The 19019-nt window shown below is 50.9% G+C and carries 18 protein-coding genes and 1 riboswitch; of the genes, 10 read left to right on the plus strand and 8 right to left on the minus strand.

Annotated features, from left to right (window positions below):
- The first annotated feature begins 56 nt into the window (after positions 1–56).
- The 5 genes from AQULUS_RS10500 to AQULUS_RS10520 all read left to right on the plus strand — a co-directional run bounded on the left by AQULUS_RS10500 (position 57) and on the right by AQULUS_RS10520 (position 3843).
- Entirely contained in the window at positions 57–1055 is a 999-nt protein-coding gene (locus AQULUS_RS10500) for a COX15/CtaA family protein (protein WP_148340095.1), read from the plus strand.
- Positions 1036–1908 carry a heme o synthase gene (gene cyoE, locus AQULUS_RS10505; protein ID WP_148340096.1) on the plus strand — a complete coding sequence of 291 codons (873 nt, stop codon included), beginning with the start codon at positions 1036–1038 and terminating at the stop codon, positions 1906–1908. The genes AQULUS_RS10500 and cyoE overlap by 20 nt, the downstream gene beginning before the upstream one ends.
- A gap of 4 nt (positions 1909–1912) precedes the next feature.
- Entirely contained in the window at positions 1913–2560 is a 648-nt protein-coding gene (locus tag AQULUS_RS10510; RefSeq protein WP_148340097.1) for an SCO family protein, read from the plus strand.
- A 31-nt stretch (positions 2561–2591) separates the two neighbouring features.
- Entirely contained in the window at positions 2592–3437 is an 846-nt protein-coding gene (gene asd, locus AQULUS_RS10515; protein ID WP_148340098.1) for an archaetidylserine decarboxylase, read from the plus strand.
- A 106-nt stretch (positions 3438–3543) separates the two neighbouring features.
- Positions 3544–3843 (plus strand): hypothetical protein, encoded by a 300-nt coding sequence (locus AQULUS_RS10520; RefSeq protein ID WP_148340099.1) that lies wholly within the window; start codon positions 3544–3546, stop codon positions 3841–3843.
- Positions 3844–4190: 347 nt separating this feature from the next.
- Here the strand turns inward: AQULUS_RS10520 and ppa are convergent, their stop codons facing one another.
- Positions 4191–4733 (minus strand): inorganic diphosphatase, encoded by a 543-nt coding sequence (gene ppa, locus AQULUS_RS10525; protein ID WP_148340100.1) that lies wholly within the window; start codon positions 4731–4733, stop codon positions 4191–4193.
- Between the two features lie 152 nt (positions 4734–4885).
- Between ppa and AQULUS_RS10530 the strand changes: the two genes are divergently transcribed.
- Together AQULUS_RS10530 and folE are read left to right on the plus strand one after the other, a co-directional pair.
- Positions 4886–5230, plus strand: coding sequence for a histidine triad nucleotide-binding protein (locus AQULUS_RS10530; protein ID WP_148340101.1), 345 nt, complete (start codon positions 4886–4888; stop codon positions 5228–5230).
- Between the two features lie 35 nt (positions 5231–5265).
- On the plus strand, positions 5266–5808 hold the full coding sequence (folE, locus tag AQULUS_RS10535) for a GTP cyclohydrolase I FolE (RefSeq protein WP_148340102.1): 543 nt from the start codon (positions 5266–5268) through the stop codon (positions 5806–5808).
- 58 nt (positions 5809–5866) lie between these two features.
- On the opposite strand, the gene AQULUS_RS10540 is transcribed toward folE, so the two are convergent.
- From AQULUS_RS10540 to AQULUS_RS10570, 7 genes are all read right to left on the minus strand, one after another.
- Entirely contained in the window at positions 5867–7084 is a 1218-nt protein-coding gene (locus AQULUS_RS10540; RefSeq protein ID WP_408608953.1) for a phosphopentomutase, read from the minus strand.
- Positions 7081–8373, minus strand: a complete 1293-nt coding sequence (locus tag AQULUS_RS10545; RefSeq protein WP_148340104.1) for an MFS transporter — start codon at positions 8371–8373, stop codon at positions 7081–7083. Before AQULUS_RS10545 ends, AQULUS_RS10540 begins: the two co-directional genes overlap by 4 nt.
- Positions 8374–8467: 94 nt before the next feature.
- A complete protein-coding gene (gene deoC / locus AQULUS_RS10550) occupies positions 8468–9262 on the minus strand; it encodes a deoxyribose-phosphate aldolase (protein ID WP_148340105.1) in 795 nt (264 codons plus the stop codon).
- Positions 9249–10082, minus strand: coding sequence for a purine-nucleoside phosphorylase (locus AQULUS_RS10555; RefSeq protein WP_232051883.1), 834 nt, complete (start codon positions 10080–10082; stop codon positions 9249–9251). Before AQULUS_RS10555 ends, deoC begins: the two co-directional genes overlap by 14 nt.
- A 46-nt stretch (positions 10083–10128) precedes the next feature.
- On the minus strand, positions 10129–11136 hold the full coding sequence (gene gap, locus AQULUS_RS10560) for a type I glyceraldehyde-3-phosphate dehydrogenase (RefSeq protein ID WP_148340106.1): 1008 nt from the start codon (positions 11134–11136) through the stop codon (positions 10129–10131).
- 155 nt (positions 11137–11291) lie between these two features.
- Positions 11292–13340 (minus strand): transketolase, encoded by a 2049-nt coding sequence (tkt, locus tag AQULUS_RS10565; RefSeq protein ID WP_148340107.1) that lies wholly within the window; start codon positions 13338–13340, stop codon positions 11292–11294.
- 44 nt (positions 13341–13384) lie between these two features.
- Complete coding sequence (locus tag AQULUS_RS10570; protein WP_148340108.1) at positions 13385–15574, minus strand: sulfatase-like hydrolase/transferase; 2190 nt, start codon at positions 15572–15574, stop codon at positions 13385–13387.
- 174 nt (positions 15575–15748) lie between these two features.
- Between AQULUS_RS10570 and metK the strand changes: the two genes are divergently transcribed.
- Genes metK through AQULUS_RS10585 form a run of 3 tightly spaced genes read left to right on the plus strand, consistent with a single transcriptional unit; the run spans position 15749 to position 18706 of the window.
- Positions 15749–16909, plus strand: coding sequence for a methionine adenosyltransferase (gene metK / locus AQULUS_RS10575; RefSeq protein ID WP_148340109.1), 1161 nt, complete (start codon positions 15749–15751; stop codon positions 16907–16909).
- Between the two features lie 19 nt (positions 16910–16928).
- Positions 16929–18242, plus strand: coding sequence for an adenosylhomocysteinase (gene ahcY / locus AQULUS_RS10580; protein WP_148340110.1), 1314 nt, complete (start codon positions 16929–16931; stop codon positions 18240–18242).
- A 41-nt stretch (positions 18243–18283) separates the two neighbouring features.
- Positions 18284–18706 (plus strand): DUF3757 domain-containing protein, encoded by a 423-nt coding sequence (locus AQULUS_RS10585; protein WP_172622835.1) that lies wholly within the window; start codon positions 18284–18286, stop codon positions 18704–18706.
- 89 nt (positions 18707–18795) lie between these two features.
- Positions 18796–18995: riboswitch (cobalamin riboswitch) on the plus strand.
- Positions 18996–19019: the final 24 nt, after the last annotated feature.

Consider the following 19019-nt stretch of genomic DNA (forward strand, 5'->3'; position numbering starts at 1 on the left):
ACGCATATCCGAACGCGTCAGAAATCCAGTCCTAACATCTTGATGAGGATACGGTTTTGGCAAATTACTGGTTCATATCGCCTCAATACCGGCAGCATGGCCGCCTGGCGCTTTTTACATTCCTGCTGGCATTTGTTGTCATTTTGCTGGGCGCTTATACCCGCCTGACCGACGCCGGCTTGTCCTGCCCGGACTGGCCGCATTGTTACGGCTACATTACGGCGCCTCATACAAACGCCCAGATTCAAATGGCAACGCAAAATTATCCGCTTGCCCCCGTGGATGTGAAAAAAGCCTGGACTGAAATGACCCATCGTTATTTCGCCGGCACCGAAGGCATACTCATCCTGATTCTTGCGTTTTCCATTCTTTTTGCCCGCAAAGCCAAGGACTTGAAATCAGCCGGGATTGCACTCGGATTAATCGGGCTGCTGTTTGTCCAGGTCATGCTGGGGATGCTGACTGTCACGGAAAAACTGAAACCGGTCATCGTATTATCTCATCTGTTGACCGGGCTGTCCTTGCTAAGCCTGCTTTGGTGGGCTTATCTTGACTTGTATCTGCGCAATGACCGCTTGTTCGCCACACAACTCCCGACACGCATCACCCCCTGGATAGGCGCGGGCTTCATTATCATTGCCCTGCAAATCACACTGGGCGGCTGGGTCAGCACACATTACGCAGGCCTCGCCTGCGTAGACTTCCCTTATTGCAATGGGCAGCTGCTGCCAGCCATGCTATGGGACCGCCTGAACACTGATCTTATCACCATTCACATGCTGCACCGCCTGGGCGCCATGGTAACCGGCGTATACCTGGGCGCACTTGGACTGTATCTCGCGACCGTCAAATCGTTTCGTGTCACAGGCGCAGTAATCATCACCCTGGTCATACTGCAAATCACGCTTGGCATACTCAATATTGTCTGGCTAAGACCCGTCTGGGTCGCTCTCATTCACCAGGCTGTCGCGATTCTGTTGCTGTTAACCATTATCACAGCCTGGGTCAAAGCTTCTCTTGTTAAAGGAAATCATCATGACAGCCGGATTTCGTGACTATCTTATCCTGTGCAAGCCACGCGTTGTATTACTGATGCTGCTCACGGCATGGGCCGGCATGTATCTGGGCGCGAGCAATCCTATCCCCTGGTGGTTATGGCTTAACGCAACCGCCGGGATCGCTCTTATGTCGGGCTCCGCGGCGACACTCAACCATATCATCGATCATCGCATTGACGCACTCATGGATAGAACCAAGCACCGCCCGCTTGCATCCGGCAAACTGACCATCCAGGCGGCCTGGCAGTTCGCGGCTTTGCAAGGCGTGGGAGGCTTTTGCATTTTGTATTTTGGCGTCAACGCCTTGACCGCGATACTGACACTGCTGGCTGCCATTGGTTATTCCGCGGTCTATTCCATCTACCTCAAACGCGCAACCTCACAAAATATTGTCATCGGCGGCCTTTCAGGCGCCATGCCGCCGCTTTTGGGATGGACAGCGGTGACCGGGAAACTGGACCCCCAGGCCTGGCTTTTGGTGTTGATCATTTTCACCTGGACCCCTGCGCACTTCTGGGCTCTATGTCTGCATCGATACCATGAGTACAAGAAAACCTCTATTCCCATGCTGCCTATCACACATGGCATCTCCTTCACCAAACTGAATATCGTTCTTTACAGTCTGCTGACTATTGCCTGCAGCTTATTACCGTTCGCCATCGGCATGAGCGGCCAGCTGTACCTGATCTGCGTTCTTCTGCTTGACGCGGGATTAATCGGTTACGCCCTGAAACTTCAGTTCGCCGCCAACGATCAAGGTATCGCCTTAAAAACCTTTCAGTACTCCCTGGTGTATTTGACAGGGTTATTTCTCGTTATTCTTCTTGATCATCACTTATTGGTAAATTAAACCTATGCCCAATACTCAACAGACCATCTCAAACAGTAAAATCATTGTCTTTGTCGTCTTTGTCTGCGCCGCGCTCATGACTTCGCTTTTTGTTTATCATGCCTCCCAAAAACCCGCGCAGCCGGCACTTTCACCCGAGATAGGCATGTTATTTCCCGCGCCGCGAGACATCAAATCCTTTGAACTGGCCACCGCAAACAACCAGCCTTTCACGGAAAAGGATTTTTATCATCACTGGACGCTGCTGTTTTTTGGTTTCACGCATTGCGCCAGCGTCTGCCCGACAACACTGGATCTTATGAACCGCGCCTATTCCGGTTTGCACGAAAAATACCCCGATTTGCGCGTGGTGCTGATTTCAGTCGACCCCGAACGCGACACACCCGAGTCGCTCGCGAAATATACTCAATCCTATAATCCCGATTTCATCGGTGTAACGGGCAAAATACAGGAAATTCGCAAATTACAAAGCCAGCTTGGAATTTATGCCGCGCGTGACCCGGATGCAAACGGCGATAATTACCAGATCCAGCATACTTCTTCCATTCTGCTGATCAATCCTCAAGGAAAATGGGCCGGCTTATTCAAGTTCGGCTTGAAACCGGATGAACTGGTAAAAGGCGTATCCGCCAGCCTGGGCACACAATTATAATGGCGGCCTTTTAACACATTTCAGACCTATCATGACCAAACGAATTTCTGTCTACATCCAATACCTTCTGCCGCATCACCTGATCACAGCCATCATGGGATGGCTTGCGCGCATCCGTATAGAGTGGTTAAAAAACTGGATGATCAAGCGGTTTATCCGCAAATATCAGGTCGACATGACAACCGCCCTGATTGAAAACCCCGATGCTTATCCTGACTTCAACAGTTTTTTCACGCGGCGGTTAAAACCCGAGTTACGGCCCATTGCAGCAAGATCCGGAGAAATTGCCTGTCCGGTTGACGGATGCATCGCGCAAATCGGCCAAATCCACAAAAACCAGCTGCTGCAAGCCAAAGGGTTTTACTTCGATCTTGAAACGTTACTGGGTGAGGACTCGCGCCTGGCGAGTGCGTTCTACGATGGGACGTTTGCGACACTTTATCTTGCGCCGCGCGATTATCATCGGGTTCATTCGCCTTTTTCAGGCAGGCTGGTGCAATCCATTTATCTGCCGGGAAAATTATTTTCCGTCAACCGTATGACATCCGAACTAATCCCGCAACTGTACAGCCGCAACGAACGTCTCGTCATGTTATTTGATACTGCCGCCGGCCCCATGGCGCTCATCATGGTGGGCGCGATGATTGTCGGCAACATCCAGACCGTCTGGATGAACCAGCCCGTCAGGACCCGCCATCGTCAAATCGTTTCCCCCTCATCTGAAATTCAATTCCAGACCGGCGATGAACTGGGTCATTTCAAGCTGGGCTCCACCGTCATTCTTCTGTTTGGGAAAAACAGGGTCGCCTGGGAGCCTTTGTTACACCCCCACTCCACCGTGTTATTTGGTCAATTATTAGGAAATATGTTAAGATAAGCCTTCAAATTAAGCCTGTCTTAAGACAAGAACGATAAAATCAGACGTATGGTCGCATGTCCATTTGATTTGCGGCCAACTCAACTCATATTGTGTGGCAGCGGACATGAAGAAAATTCTATCGACAAATCTGGCTACTCTAATTTCACTGACTGTCGTCTTCTATACTTCCTATTATCTGCTGGTGCAAGACAATTTTTTGCACACATCCATCTCTTCCATCATCCACCGGGCACATCATCTGGAAATCAAATCCCATCTTATAGTGCTTGGTTTATTGCCAATATACATAGCAATGGTTATTTTCGGATCCGCCATGCTGGGTATGTATATAGGATCTGCTGTACAAAACATACTCTCCCGCAATATTAAAAGACCTTATATTGCTCAAAAAAAAGCATATTGAGATATTAGCCTTACCATCTGTGCGATATCAGCCATGAAACCATTGGGATATTAACCATATTCGACCTGGCATATTACATTTAACATAATGTATATATTATATTTTTATTTTATCTCTCTACGCCCTCTCCATTTTATGCAAAATAAAAAGATTGAGCCTTTTGAAATCGTTTTGTTAATCTAGAAATTGTTCAGGGATGACCACAAGGACAGGCATCACGGAATTGACGCATCGACACGGATGACACCGCCACGGAAGCGGCAGAATGGGCCAGGAAGCCTGGGTAGGCAAAAAGGGGCAGTTTAAGGATTAAGCTGCCCCTTTTGTCTTTCTGAAAGAATGATGCTTCAAGCGACTGTTTCTTTTTGCTGATAGCGTTTCACGCTGGCCATTATTTCCTGTTTCGCTGATTCAGCGCCTTCCCAACCATCCACCTTGGCCCACTTGCCTGTATCCAGATCCTTGTAATGGATGAAAAAATGTTCTATCGCATCAATGGTTTCCTTGCCAAGATCTTCGGGCTTTTTGACGTGCTGGTATTTCGACGTCAGCTTGTCCACCGGCACTGCCAGAATCTTCGCATCCTTGCCTGACTCATCCGTCATCCGCAGCAAACCAATGGGACGGCAGCGAATTACCGATGCCGGAATCAGGGAATACGGCGAAACAACCAGTACATCAACGGGGTCACCGTCTTCGGATAAGGTATGAGGAACAAAACCATATTCGCAGGGATAAAACATGGCGGTGCGCAAGAAACGGTCCACCATCACCATTCCGGAATCCTTGTCCACTTCATATTTGATCGGGCTGCTTTGCGACGGTATTTCAATCACGACATTGATTTCATCCGGCACCTTATTACCAGCCTGGAGATGTTCTAAACCCATAATAAACCCCTTGTCATTGTTCGTTAATGCGCCTAGTGTACTTTCCGTTAGCAATTTTGCAAGTCGCAGTACAATCTTTTACACTAGGCACCTCAGAACAATTCAGCAAAACAGGATTACATTTCAGGGGTACTTTTATGGTAGGGAGCAGCATGAACGATTGTCTATTTTGCAAAATTGCAGGTGGAACCATACCCGCGAACATCATTTACCAGGATGATCATGTCGTCGCGTTTGATGATATCAATCCCCAGGCGCCGCATCATAAAATCATTATCCCGCGTAAACACATTCCCACGCTTAACGATGTCCAGGCAGAAGACGAAACACTGGTGGGTCATATGGCGCATACTGCCTCTATACTGGCCAGGCAATTGAATATCGCCGAACCAGGTTACAGGCTGGTCATGAATTGCAATGCCGGCGCCGGTCAAACCGTTTTCCACATCCACTTTCACCTCTTGGGCGGGCGCCGCATGAGCTGGCCGCCGGGCTAAGATAAAACACCATACAAATCAGAACGAGGCAAGCAATGAAAGACCACTTTAAAAAAATCATAGAAGCGATAGGTGAAAATCCCGATCGCGAAGGGTTGCGCGACACTCCCAAGCGCGCGGCCAAAGCCATGGAGTTCCTGACCCAGGGTTATCATCAGTCAATTGATCAAATTATCAATGGCGCCCTGTTTCAATCAGACAATGAAGAAATGGTTCTGGTCAAAAATATCGAATTATATTCTCTTTGCGAACATCATATGCTTCCATTCATAGGCAAATGCCACGTTGCCTATTTGCCAAATGGAAAAATCCTGGGCTTGTCTAAAGTTGCCCGCATCATTGATATGCATTCAAGACGCCTGCAAGTTCAGGAAAATCTCACACGGGAAATTGCCCAGACCATGTGTGATGTCACACAAGCCAAAGGGGTGGGCGTGATTATTGAGGCTCAGCATTTATGCATGATGATGCGCGGCGTTGAAAAACAGAATTCCATCATGAGCACATCCGTCATGCTGGGCGCATTCAGGGATGACATGCGGACTCGCGCTGAATTTCTGAGCCTGGTGAAAAACTGAATCCGGAATTGCCTGCCGGTTTCGCGCTTGATGCGGGAGTGAAACCCTGAGCCGCTTGTCAGAACACGGTGCCATATTCCAGCGCTGGCAGCCCGAGATGAGCGGCGATGGTTTGGCCAATATCAGCAAAGGTTTTACGCTTTCCTATTGGTCCGGGTTTTATCGCCGGCCCGAAAGCAATCACAGGAACATTCTCACGGGTATGGTCAGAACCATTCCAGGTCGGATCGCAGCCATGATCTGCTGTAATGACAGCCATGTCACCCGGCTTTAATATCTGCTCGAATGCCGGCAGCCAGGAATCAAAATCCTCCAAAGCCTTGGCATAACCCGTGATATCCCGTCTATGACCAAAGACCATATCAAAATCTACCAGATTCACAAACGTGATGCTTCGATCCGGCGCCGTTTTGGCTTCATTTATAAATGCCGAGAACAATGCTTTGTTTCCATCCGCCCTGACTTCCTTGCTAATGCCATGATGAGCATAAATATCGGCAACCTTTCCAATCGCGATAACGGTTCCGCCTTCCCGGACCAAAATATCCAGCAAGGTCGGACTGGGAGGAGGCGTTGCGTAATCATGTCGATTGCCTGTACGGTAGTAACTTCCCGGCGACCCCAGAAAAGGCCTGGCAATGACACGCCCGATATTATAGGGATCCACAAGGTGGCGGGCGATTTCGCACACTTCATAAAGCCGCTGCAAACCAAACGTTTCTTCATGGGCAGCTATTTGAAACACACTGTCTGCTGAAGTATAAACAATAGGCTGGCCGGTATCTTGATGCTCTTTCCCCAACTCAGCAATAATCTGCGTGCCAGAGGCATGCCGGTTACCCAATACGCCCGGCAAATGTGCCTGCTTGATCAATGCGTCAATCAGTTCTTGCGGAAAGCTGGGATAATCCGGAGGGAAATACCCCCACTCGAACAAGACTGGCACACCCGCCATTTCCCAATGTCCGCTCTGGGTGTCTTTACCCAGGCTGAGTTCTGATGCGCAGCCGTAAGCACCCTGGATGGCCGCTGCGGCATCCAGACCGGGAACCGGCCGGCCCTGGCTGATCTCGGCCGCGCCATTCAACCCCAGCCGAGTCAAATTGGGCAAATGAATCGGGCCTGAGCGCATTCCCGCCTTGTCGGCTCTGCCTTGCGCGCAATATTCCGCAATATGATGCAAGGTACTGGCGCCCTCATCACCATACCGGGCTGCGTCGGCCGTGGCACCCAGACCAAAAGAATCCAGCATGATAATAAAAGCTCGCGCCATTATGCTTGCGACCTGCAGAAAGTTTCCCGCATGAAAAATGTGATGATGAGCGCGGCAACAAATGCCACCGGCATGATCAACATGGCCTGATTAAAATCGGCAGCCGTATAGATTGAGACGCCATTGATCATTTCGTGTGTGCCGCTTCTTTCCATTAACCATCCGAAAAAAGGAGGAATGATAAAACCGCTGGCCATGATGCATAGCGAATCAATACTGACAGACGTGCTTGTCAGGTAAATAGGATTTAATTCCGCGATCAGGGGGTAGGTCAGGACTTGCGAACTGGTGACGAGACCAATCAGGAAAAATAGAAAAACCAGCGACCAGATGGATAACCCGGGCGCATACATGAGGATACCCATTACAACCAGTGACAGCACCGCGCCCGCAATCATGGGAATCACCCGCCTTTCAATGTGGTCCGATATCCAGCCATACAACAGGGAACCCGCGATCACGCCGACAAAAAACAGGGTCGTGGCATAAGAAGCCTGCTCATGGCTGACATGATGAACTTGTGTCAGATAAAGAATTCCCCATAATCCGCCCAGTACAAATACCGGCAGATTGATCAACGCCGTATAAAATCCACCCAGCCAGTTTTGCGGGTTCAGCGCAGCCAGCTTGATACAGCGCCACAATCCCAGTTCTTTCAATTGCAGGTGATCCGTCTTTGCCTCCTCTTGGGCATCGGGCGGACGGTCTTGAACGATTAGAATCGTTACCAGCAGGATAACGACTCCCAGTCCGGTATTGACATATAAGGCATGGCGCCAGCTGCCTAGGTACTGCGTCAGCCACTCAAAAGGGGTCTGCGCGACCAGCCCGCCCAGCATGGCCATGGTCACCACCACTCCTGTTACAAAAGCCATGCGCCTGGGGGCAAACCATCGGGATGCAATACGGATACAGCTCAGAAAACAAAAGGAAGCGCCAGCCCCGACCATAAAGCGCCCTGCGGCCGCTACCCAGTAAGTACTTGCCATAGAGAAAATAAATGTTCCCAGCGTACAAAGACTAATCGCAAAAATCAGAATCTTCCGGGTTGAAAACCGGTCCAGTAAATTCCCCGCGGGAAACAGACAAATGAAATTGGCATAAAAATACATGGAGAACAATTGCCCAAGCTGTACCGCGTCCAGGTGATAAGCTTCTCTTAGCTGCTCATTGATAGCGTTGAAAAGATTCATTTGAATAAATTCATAAAAGAAGAAAAGCGACGCCGTCAATGTCACTATCCAGGCCAAGCGGGTGTGCACTGTTTTTTCGTGTGTGTGTCTATCAGACATAGTGTGAGTTCTTGTTATAAAAAAGATGGGTAATTTTAATCATAAGTGAGACCGTTAGGCCAGAACTCCTTGTACCCTGGCCAGGATAATCCGCTTACAACGCCAAGCTCGCCAGCATTTCATCCATCAGCTTGCTCGCGCCTATCCGGAATGTCTCCGGCCGCGTCCAATCATGACCCATGATCTGATCCGCGAGCTCCAGGTACTGGCCCGCCTGTACAATGTCTCTGACACCGCCTGCTATCTTGACTCCAAGCAACCGTTTCAACTGCGGAGCCGCATGCCGTATAACCAGCAGCATGACCGCCGCCGCCTCAAGTGTCGCGCCTTCCGGAATTTTGCCGGTTGAAGTCTTGATAAAATCCGCACCGCCTGTCAGCGCGTCCAGACTCGCGTCAGCGATAATAGCCGCATCTCGCAATGCGCCGGTTTCCAGTATCACCTTGAGCGCAACATGCTGACCGCAGGCAGCCTTACAGGCCGTGACAAACTGGCGGGCATACTGTCGCTCACCGGCCAAATAGCGCTGATAAGGAAAAACAACATCTATCTCGTTCGCTCCATCTTCCAGCGCCCGGCCAATTTCCACCAGCACAGATTCCAGGGAGGTTTCACCTTCAGGAAAATTGACCACCGTCGCCGTCCTGACTGTAGTACCTGATAATTGCGCGGCCACTTGTCGTACAAACCGCGGATAAACACAGACTGCCGCGACACTGCCCAGACCAGTCCGGGCTTTTTCACAAAACAAAGCTATGGATTCTTCCGTGTCAGCGGCATTGAGACTGGTCAAATCCACCAGCGGCACAATTCGTTGAATCAATTCAGGACTGGTTTTGACCGGTCTGAGCGCCTGCAGACGTTCTTTCACCGCCTCACCCCAGTACATTACTCACCTCTTTCAAGAATTCCGGAACCAGCTTGATGAGTTTTCGCGCGCCGATTTCGCCAAAATGCAATGTGCCTTCATGCGATATTTTTTCCTTGCTCATGCCCGCGGCAAGGTTAGTGATGGCAGCCACACATGCCACGCGTATACCCGAATGCCGCGCGATGATGACTTCCGGCACCACTGACATGCCCACCGCATCCGCACCCCAGCTCTTGAATGCGCGGATTTCGGCAGGGGTTTCGAATGACGGGCCTAACGTCGATATGTAAACGCCCTTGTGTAAAGGGATATTAATCCGGTTGGAGGCACTCACCATCAAATCCTGCAGCATGGGATCATATGCGTCATCCATGCTGACAAACCGCGGCCCTATGGTTTCATCATTCGGACCCACCAGCGGATTGCCGGGATGAAAATTAATATGATCTTGAATCATCATTAATTCACCCGGCCCCACTTCGGGACGCATGGATCCGGCTGCGCAGGTGATCATCAGGACACCCGCGCCAAGCCGCTTGACGATTTGTACCAGGGTACGTATGGATTCATAAGACACCCCTTCATACAAATGCAGGCGCCCGCGCAAACATACGACAGGGATATTATTCAATTGCCCCATCACCAGCAGCGAGGCGTGACCATACACCGCACCCGCTTGCAGCCCGGGTATGGCCTGATAAGGGATGGATACCGGATTGGTAATCTGTTCAGCAAGAGAAGACAGGCCTGATCCCAATATCAACCCCGCTTTGGGAGCAAACCCCTTTGGGGTATACCGGTTGATAACTTCCATCACTTCTGCCATTTTTACAGTCACAGATCATTTCTCCTGAATATGCTTATTTATGATAAACCCGGGCTTGCTATCTGGCTTTCATCCAGACGGACGCCACATCCAACATGCGGTTAGAGAAGCCCCACTCATTGTCATACCATGCCAGGATTTTTACCAGGCTGCCTATCACCTTGGTTCCGAAGGTATCAAATATCGCAGAAGCCGGATTATGGTTAAAATCAACAGAAACCAGCTGCTCTTCATTGAATGCCAGCACACCCTTCATGGGGCCCGCTGCTGCCTTGCGGATTATCTCATTGACTTCCGCCACTGTAGTATTCCGCTTGGATTCGAAAGTCAAATCCACCAGCGACACATTAATGGTCGGGACACGCACGGCAAATCCATCCAGTTTTCCATCCAGTTCCGGCAACACCAGTCCCAACGCGGAAGCCGCCCCGGTTTTGGTGGGAATGATGGATTGTGTGGCTGAACGAGCGCGGCGCAAATCACTGTGATAAACATCAATCAGGCTTTGATCATTGGTAAAAGCGTGCACTGTATTCATCAACCCGCTGACAATCCCTATCGCTTCATGCAAAGGCTTGACCACAGTAGCGAGACAGTTGGTGGTGCAGGAAGCATTGGAGATGACGGTATCGCCCGCCTTGAGAATGTGGTCGTTCACACCATAAACAATGGTTGCATCCACTCCGGTAGCAGGCGCTGATACAATCACCTTTTTAGCACCGGCTTCAAGATGCATGGCTGCTTTTTCTTTCGTGGTAAACAAGCCGGTACATTCAAAAACGATATCCACGTTTAATTCTTTCCAGGGCAGTCTTTTGGGATCCCGCTCTGCTACGACCCGGATTTTATCTCCATTGACGATGATTTCATTTCCTGACACTGTCACTTCACCGGGAAATTTTCCATGCGTCGTGTCATATCGCGTAAGATGGGCATTGGTATTAACATCGCCCAGGTCATTGATAGCGACAATCTGGATTTCAGAGTGCAGTTTTTTCTCGTAGTGAGCACGCAAAATGTTGCGACCAATTCGGCCATAGCCATTAATCGCAATACGAATCGTCATAGTGTGTCTCCCAATAAAATGATTTTATAATCCTCTTGTAATGGCCGCGGGGTGTGTATCCTCGTAATCCGCTTAGGGGAAGACTTGTGCTTTCCCCTTAAGACACCCCAGGCACCAGTCCCGCAGCAACCCGCGGGAAGCAACCCTTACACTTCTCAAGCACATTTTTCCTTCAGGCGATGCGCGGCGTTGGCAACAGAATATATAACTTCTTTTGTCATTGCCACCACTCGATCAACCGTGATTCCGCAATCGCGGAAGACATCCTTGGCGGGAGCCGACGCCCCGAATCTGTCCAGTCCGACAATCTTCCCCTGAGGTCCAACAAACCGGTACCAACCGCCAGTGGCCGCCGCTTCAACCGCGACCCTGGCTAATATGGTATCCGGCAAAACCTGACTGCGGTAATCTTCGTCCTGAGCGAGGAATACATCCGTTGACGGCATGGAAATCACCCGCACATAAATTTCCTCATCATACAGCTGCCTGGCTGCTTCCATCGCCAGCGCCACTTCAGATCCCGTCGCAATCAATATCGCGTCAGGATGCCGGTCTTGCGCATGATCCATCAGGATATATCCGCCACGTGAAATCAGTGATAATTGCTCTGCGGTCCGCTCCTGAAACGGCAAGGCCTGGCGCGACAGCAACAAGCAAGTCGGACCCTGATATTCAATAGCCGCCCGCCACGCGGCAGCGGTTTCAACCGTGTCACACGGACGCCAGGCAGACAGGTTAGGCATAAGCCGCAGGCTGGGTATATGTTCGACAGGCTGATGTGTCGGCCCGTCTTCACCCAGTCCGATTGAGTCATGCGTGTATACAAACACAACGCGCTGGCGCATGATCGCCGCGAGGCGGATGGCATTGCGCGCATAATCAGAAAATGTCAAAAACGTTCCGCCAAACGGCAGTATGCCCTTGTAAAGCGCCAGGCCATTCATGATGGCTGACATGCCAAACTCGCGCACGCCATAATGAATATAGCTGCCCTCAGGCGTATCGGCGGTAAAAAGTTTCATGCCTTGCCAGTTAGTGCAGTTGGATTCTGTCAGATCAGCAGAACCGCCCATCATTTCCGGCAGCAGGTTTGCGAAATGATCCAGACAAAGTTGTGATGCCTTACGAGTGGCGACGGTCTGTTTTTTTTCATTCAAGGCATTCAGCAACGCGTCTGACTGTTCCTTCCAGTCGCGCGGAAGAGAAGAACGGATACGGCGCAAAAATTCCTGCGCCAGATCCGGATATCGGTCCTGATAACGGCCAAACAGCTTGACCCACTCGCCTTCCAGTACCTCGCCGGATTTGCGCATGTCCCATGAAGCATAAATTTCTTCCGGAATAACAAAGGGCTCATGTGGCCAGTTGAGGTGGGTACGCACTGCGGCGACTTCCTTTTCTCCCAGTGCCGCGCCGTGGGTGCCGGCTGTTCCGGCCAGATTAGGCGAACCCCAGCCTATGGTGGTTTTGCAGCAAATCAACGTTGGCTTGTCCGAAACAGCCTGCGCGGAGAGGATGGCGTCACGCAAGGCTTCACTATCATGTCCGTTGACCGCCTCAATCACATGCCAGCCGTAAGCCTTGAATCGCAAGGGGGTATTATCTCCAAACCACCCGCTTACGTCACCGTCAATCGATATGCCATTGTCATCATAAAAAACGATCAGCTTGCCCAATCCCAGCGTTCCCGCCAGGGAGCATACCTCATGCGAAATGCCTTCCATCAGACAGCCATCACCAACAAAGCAATAGGTAAAGTGATCCACCACTGGAAAATCGGGGCGGTTAAACTGCGCGGCCATATGGCGCTCTGCTATCGCCATCCCCACCGCGTTACCCAAGCCCTGGCCCAAAGGCCCCGTGGTCGTTTCCACGCCCGGCGTATCGCCATATTCCGGATGCCCCGGCGTCCTGGAGTGCAACTGCCGAAACTGCCTGATATCGTCCATGGATAAATCGTAGCCGGTTAGATGCAAGAGTGAATAGAGCAGCATGGCACCATGGCCATTGGACAGGACAAAGCGGTCGCGGTTCACCCATTCCGGATTGTTGGGATTATGACGCAAAAAATCATGCCATAAGACTTCGGCGATGTCCGCCATCCCCATAGGCATTCCGGGATGGCCTGAATTGGCTTTCTGAACGGCATCAATACTGAGAAAGCGGATCGCATCCGCCCTGTCTCTACGCGTAGGCTGCGGCATGGAGGTTACCCCTGGAAAAAATATTTTGCGCATCTTACCTGAATTTACCCTGCCGCACCATGCCCACCCTGAGGCATTTCATCCCCATAGAATTCCTGCAGCCGGCGCCGCAAATCATTCCCGGGGCTGGCTTTGGCAAACGGCGAAACCAGATCTGTTGTCCAGCGGCCCGTCGTCAAATCCGCCAGCACGAAATACGGCGAAACAATTTTCTTTTTGCGCACAAACTGCAATTTGTTTTTCACTTTTTCTCTCACCAGCTTGGTTTCCACCCGGGCGGGATAGTGTGCAAGCATCCACCCATTCCAGAGAACCGCCAGCTGCTTGTTACGGATGATCGATTGTTCAGCCGGAATACTCATCATCAGCAGTCCGCTTAATGGATTGATTGAATAAATGCCTATCTGGTGCTTGATGACTTTTTCCACATAAATGTGATCGGTTTCGATTTCCGTCATACTGTCGCCCGTTTCCAGGAACAAAGCTCGCGACCCGGACTCCGCCTTGACACTGCCGGTCAATTGGCCCCACAGGGAAATTCCGTCAACCTGCGCGAGGGAAGGCAGTTTGAGAAACTCAAGAATCGTGGGAGCAACATCCAGAAGAGAAGTCATTCCGCCTTTTTGCGCGGCAGGCAGCACCGAGCCAAAACGCCTGAACGCCAACAGGACGCGATATTGTGTCAGGCTTAACACATTCGTGCCCTGACCGTACGCTGTATTGATCGTGTAATCACGCCGATAATTCGTGCTGTACTGGGACGCGGAACTCAGCCGTAGAGCCGGAATGATCCTGAGACCGCCGGGATCACCGGTATAGCGCTCTTTAGAAATGATGCGATCACCGGGCAATCCTAACGCCGTGCCGTGGTCTGATAACAGCACCACCAGACTGTTTTCAAGCAGGCCGTTATTTTTTAAAATACCCATCAACTCGCCCAACTGCCTGTCAACCCCTTGCACACTGTTGCGATATTGGCCCGGCAGCGAACTTCTGCGCTGCAACCCGTCCTTGGCCCAAGTAAACGGCCAGTGGGAAAGACACAAATGGATAGAGAGAAAAAGCGGCTTGTCTGCCCGGCCGGCCAAGCCCTGACGGACCAGACGCAAAAAACTTTCCGGTTCATAAGTCACCGCAGCCGCACGGTTGCCATAGTTGAAAGGAAACAGCCACTTGCCCACAGACAGATTGACCAGCAGATTACCCAGCGGAAAATCCGTGAGACTGCCGAGCAGGAAATCATTGACCCCCATTTGCGGCCCCAGTATCCGATCAAACCCATATGCCTCCGTGATATTGCTAAAGCGTTTTTCATCTGTAGCATAGATCGTTTCATAACCAGCCTGGCGCAGACGTCTTGGCAGTGTATCATTCACAATAACCCGCCCCGGATCCACGAGGTTATTCCGCGCAAAACTGTGCTTGGGGTATTTGGCGGTCAAAATGCTGACCCAGGAAGGAAACGTGCGCGCAAGCGGCGTATAAGCCTCGCTAAATACCTGTGCTTTTTTCAGAAAATCATCAATATGCGGGGTACGGGCGGTCTTGTCGCCAAAGTATCCGGTAAAATCCGGCCGCAGGGAATCCAGCCCGATAATGATGATATCCGGCTTCGAATGCGGCGATTTCTTTTGCACCGCTAGTACAGCCCGGGCAAGCCAGGCATCATACGCTGCGGCAGCTGCGGCCACGACCACGACAGCCAAAAGAAGCCTGGCCATGAATCGGCAGTGGCCTTTCCAGAAATAGGAAACGAATCCGCTCAACGTGGCGGCGAGCAAGGGCACACTGGTCACTATTGCCCACCTGCCATTATCATCCCTGAACCCGCCCAGGTCGGCCGTCAGCCTGGCAAAAAAGGAATCCGGAAAGTAATGCAGGTTTAAAGCCAGTACGTCGACACAGGCGAGACACCATAGCACAACCCCCAGCCACAGGATTGCCGTTTTTGACAAGCCGAACAGTCTGCCGGTCGCAACCGTGATAAACCAGATCCACCCTATGAACAAGACATAAGCCGCAACCTGCAAAAGAATGTACGCAGCCATGGGCAGGAGTATGACCGGATGCAGAAGCTGAAGCACAATGGAAGCGTTGACCAGCGAATCAATGAGTTCAGTCACTTTGAAATGAATAATAAACAGGGACAGTTGCGCCGAGACAAAAAGAAAAGTCAGGCAGCACAGCATACCCAGCAGACTGGAAGGCTTGCGGTTAAATATGGATTTGAACACTTTGATACTCCGCGTTTCATGGAACCAACAGGCACTAGGATAGTAGTATCGCAAAATGAATCAAGCGAATCTGCCCGGCAGTCCTTGACCGGTTATTCACTTTGCCGGTTACCAAATCCACGTATAGCATGATATGATTGCCCAATTTTATATCATGAGAAAGGTAAGGAAACTATGCGTCAAAACGAATTCTTGTTCACATCCGAGTCCGTTTCTGAAGGCCACCCGGATAAAATAGCGGATCAAATATCAGATGCCATTCTTGATGCCATCATCGAGAAAGATAAACATGCCCGTGTCGCGTGCGAAACCCTGGTCAAAACCGGAATGGTCTTTGTGGGCGGTGAAATTTCCACCAATGCCTGGGTCGACATCGAGCATATTGCCCGCGATGTCATCAGCAGCATAGGGTATAACAGTTCTGAAATCGGCTTTGACGCCGAATCCTGCGCCATTATTACCGCAATAGGCAAACAGTCTCCCGACATAGCCGTGGGTGTCGATAAAAAATCCAAGGAAGAACAGGGAGCGGGAGACCAGGGATTAATGTTTGGTTACGCCAGCAACGAAACAGATGTTTATATGCCGGCTCCTATCACTTACGCCCACCGGCTGATGCGCCGCCAGGCTCAATTGCGCAAGGAAGATGTATTGCCATGGCTCAGACCGGATGCCAAATCACAGATCACATTCCGCTATGTAGACGGCAAACCGGAAAGCATCACCAATGTCGTGCTTTCCACCCAACATCATCCCGATATCAGCCATGCCAACCTGGTTGAAGCTGTAATTGAAGAAATCATCAAACCCACACTGCCTGAAGAATGGCTCAAGCACACGCAGTATTATGTCAACCCTACCGGCCGATTCGTCATCGGCGGCCCCCAGGGTGACTGTGGGTTGACCGGACGTAAAATCATTGTTGATTCTTACGGCGGCATGGCACGGCATGGCGGCGGCTGCTTTTCTGGAAAAGATCCCTCCAAGGTTGACCGGTCTGCTGCCTACGCAGCCCGTTATGTGGCAAAAAACATAGTCGCCGCCGGACTGGCTGAGCGCTGCGAGATCCAGATTTCCTATGCCATAGGACTGGCCGAGCCCACTTCGATACACCTTGAAACATTTGGCACCAGCAAAATCCCTGAAAAAGATATCATCAAACTGATACGAAAACACTTTGATCTGCGCCCTTACGGGATCATCAAAATGCTCGACCTTTTGCAGCCTATTTATAAACCTACCGCCGCTTATGGGCATTTCGGCCGGGATGACTTGAATGTTTCCTGGGAAATGACCAACAAGGCAGCAGACCTGCGCGACGCGGCAGGCCTTTAAAAACACGAGGAATTTCATCATGCAGGTAACCGCCATGAACAAACAGAGCACTGATTATAAAATCGCAGACATAAGCCTAGCCGAATGGGGCCGCAAAGAAATCCGCATCGCGGAAACAGAAATGCCCGGCCTCATGGCGTTACGGGATATGTACAAAGATAAATATCCGCTCAAGGGCGCACGCATTGCGGGATGTCTGCACATGACTGTACAAACCGCGGTGCTAATCGAAACCCTGATTGCTCTGGGCGCAGAAGTTCGCTGGTCATCCTGCAATATCTTCTCCACACAAGATCATGCCGCCGCGGCCATGGCACAGGCGGGCGTACCGGTGTTCGCATGGAAAGGAGAAACGGAAGAAGAGTACTGGTGGTGCGTAAAACAGACTATTTCCGGTCCCGGTAACTGGCATCCCAACCTCATCCTGGATGACGGGGGCGACTTGTCCTTGCTCATGCACAATGAATATCCGGAATTGCTTAAGCAGGTCAAAGGAATATCTGAAGAAACCACCACAGGCGTGCACCGGCTTTATGAAATGCATAAAACCGGTGAATTGAAAGTTCCCGCCATCAATGTCAATGATTCGGTGACCAAATCCAAGTTTGACAACCTCTACGGATGCAGGGAATCCCTGATAGACGGCATCAAACGGGCAACAGACGTCATGATTGCCGGAAAAATCGCTGTAGTCTGCGGATATGGGGAAGTAGGAAAAGGCTGCGCTCAAGCCTTGCGGTCCTTTGGCGCGACCGTGCTGGTTACTGAAATTGACCCAATATGCGCGCTGCAGGCAGCCATGGAAGGTTATCGGGTGGTCACGATGGACGACGCCGCGTCCATGGGAAATATTTTTGTGACCGCAACGGGTAATTTTCGCGTCATCACACATGAACACATGTTAAAAATGCAGGATGAAACTATCATCTGCAATATCGGTCACTTTGATTCGGAAATTGATATTGCCTCCCTGCGCAATTATCCGTGGGAAAACATCAAGCCCCAGGTAGATCATGTCACGCTGCCCAGCGGCAACCGATTGATTGTTCTCGCCGAAGGCCGGCTGGTCAATCTTGGCTGCGCGACAGGCCATCCCAGTTTTGTAATGTCCACTTCTTTTACCAACCAGGTCCTGGCACAAATTGAACTCTGGCAGCACAATGAAAAATACCCGCTTGGCGTATACGTTTTACCCAAAAAACTGGATGAAATGGTTGCCCGGCTGCACTTGCAAAAACTGGGCGCGAAAATTACCCGGCTCACAGAAGAACAGGCGCGGTACCTTAATATTTCCATGGACGGCCCCTTTAAGCCGGATCATTACCGCTACTGATCTTTTTGGGTTATGATATGGATATCACGGAGGGCCGTAACATGCTTGGAAAACTCTTGACGGGCTTATGTCTTGCTATGCTGTGCTCGCTTTCTTTCGCGGAAACCTGTCCCAACGTCAATGATATTAAAACCAATCACCTGAACGGCTGGAAGGCTTATGATAGTGACGATGGGGCCCCGCTTTCCACTGCCAGGGAAGTACAGTTCAAAAAAATGGTCGAGCAATTCGCCCTTGCTGAATGGGCGAACGGCAAGCGTCAAAGCGGAGCCATACATTGCTATTATCGCGACAGCTCAGGCTCCAACCTCGAAGCGTACCTCGCAAAAGATCATTTTGTCCCGAAACAGACTTCCAGCAGTTTCTGGTACTCCGTCAGCGGTTATATGCATTGCGCCGCCCGGAAAGAAAACTGTGAGTTCGAGACAAAAATGCTTGGCAATCACCAGCTGGCAAAGAAATAAGATGCCCAGTCAATTCCATCCGTCCCCGCGGATGGAATTCAATAATCTTTTCATATACAAATTGACCGGCTTCCGCACATTCGATACATTGCTGTTGCAATCTGTCAGGTGACGGGAAGTCGGTGAGCAATCAGCAAATCCGACGCTGCCCCCGCAACGGTAATCATCTCTTTCACTACCGGTCAGCATTCGCCACTGTGCAAGCCATGCATGGGAAGGCGCTGACCGGCGAGCGACGTACGCGCGCAAAGATGTAAGCCCGGAGACCGGCCTGCTGCAATTCAAATACTCATCGAAGCGGAGGGCTGACCTG

It is taken from the genome of Aquicella siphonis, assembly GCF_902459485.1.
GTDB classification, from domain to species: Bacteria; Pseudomonadota; Gammaproteobacteria; order DSM-16500; family DSM-16500; genus Aquicella; species Aquicella siphonis.

Excerpts from the sequence above, each read along its gene's own strand:
- cyoE (WP_148340096.1), top strand. The coding sequence starts at position 1,036 with ATGACAGCCGGATTTCGTGACTATCTTATCCTGTGCAAGCCACGCGTT.
- AQULUS_RS10510 (WP_148340097.1), top strand. The coding sequence starts at position 1,913 with ATGCCCAATACTCAACAGACCATCTCAAACAGTAAAATCATTGTCTTT.
- asd (WP_148340098.1), top strand. The coding sequence starts at position 2,592 with ATGACCAAACGAATTTCTGTCTACATCCAATACCTTCTGCCGCATCAC.
- AQULUS_RS10520 (WP_148340099.1), top strand. The coding sequence starts at position 3,544 with ATGAAGAAAATTCTATCGACAAATCTGGCTACTCTAATTTCACTGACT.
- ppa (WP_148340100.1), bottom strand. The coding sequence starts at position 4,733 with ATGGGTTTAGAACATCTCCAGGCTGGTAATAAGGTGCCGGATGAAATC.
- AQULUS_RS10530 (WP_148340101.1), top strand. The coding sequence starts at position 4,886 with ATGAACGATTGTCTATTTTGCAAAATTGCAGGTGGAACCATACCCGCG.
- folE (WP_148340102.1), top strand. The coding sequence starts at position 5,266 with ATGAAAGACCACTTTAAAAAAATCATAGAAGCGATAGGTGAAAATCCC.
- AQULUS_RS10545 (WP_148340104.1), bottom strand. The coding sequence starts at position 8,373 with ATGTCTGATAGACACACACACGAAAAAACAGTGCACACCCGCTTGGCC.
- deoC (WP_148340105.1), bottom strand. The coding sequence starts at position 9,262 with ATGTACTGGGGTGAGGCGGTGAAAGAACGTCTGCAGGCGCTCAGACCG.
- gap (WP_148340106.1), bottom strand. The coding sequence starts at position 11,136 with ATGACGATTCGTATTGCGATTAATGGCTATGGCCGAATTGGTCGCAAC.
- tkt (WP_148340107.1), bottom strand. The coding sequence starts at position 13,340 with ATGCCGCAGCCTACGCGTAGAGACAGGGCGGATGCGATCCGCTTTCTC.
- metK (WP_148340109.1), top strand. The coding sequence starts at position 15,749 with ATGCGTCAAAACGAATTCTTGTTCACATCCGAGTCCGTTTCTGAAGGC.
- ahcY (WP_148340110.1), top strand. The coding sequence starts at position 16,929 with ATGCAGGTAACCGCCATGAACAAACAGAGCACTGATTATAAAATCGCA.
- AQULUS_RS10585 (WP_172622835.1), top strand. The coding sequence starts at position 18,284 with ATGCTTGGAAAACTCTTGACGGGCTTATGTCTTGCTATGCTGTGCTCG.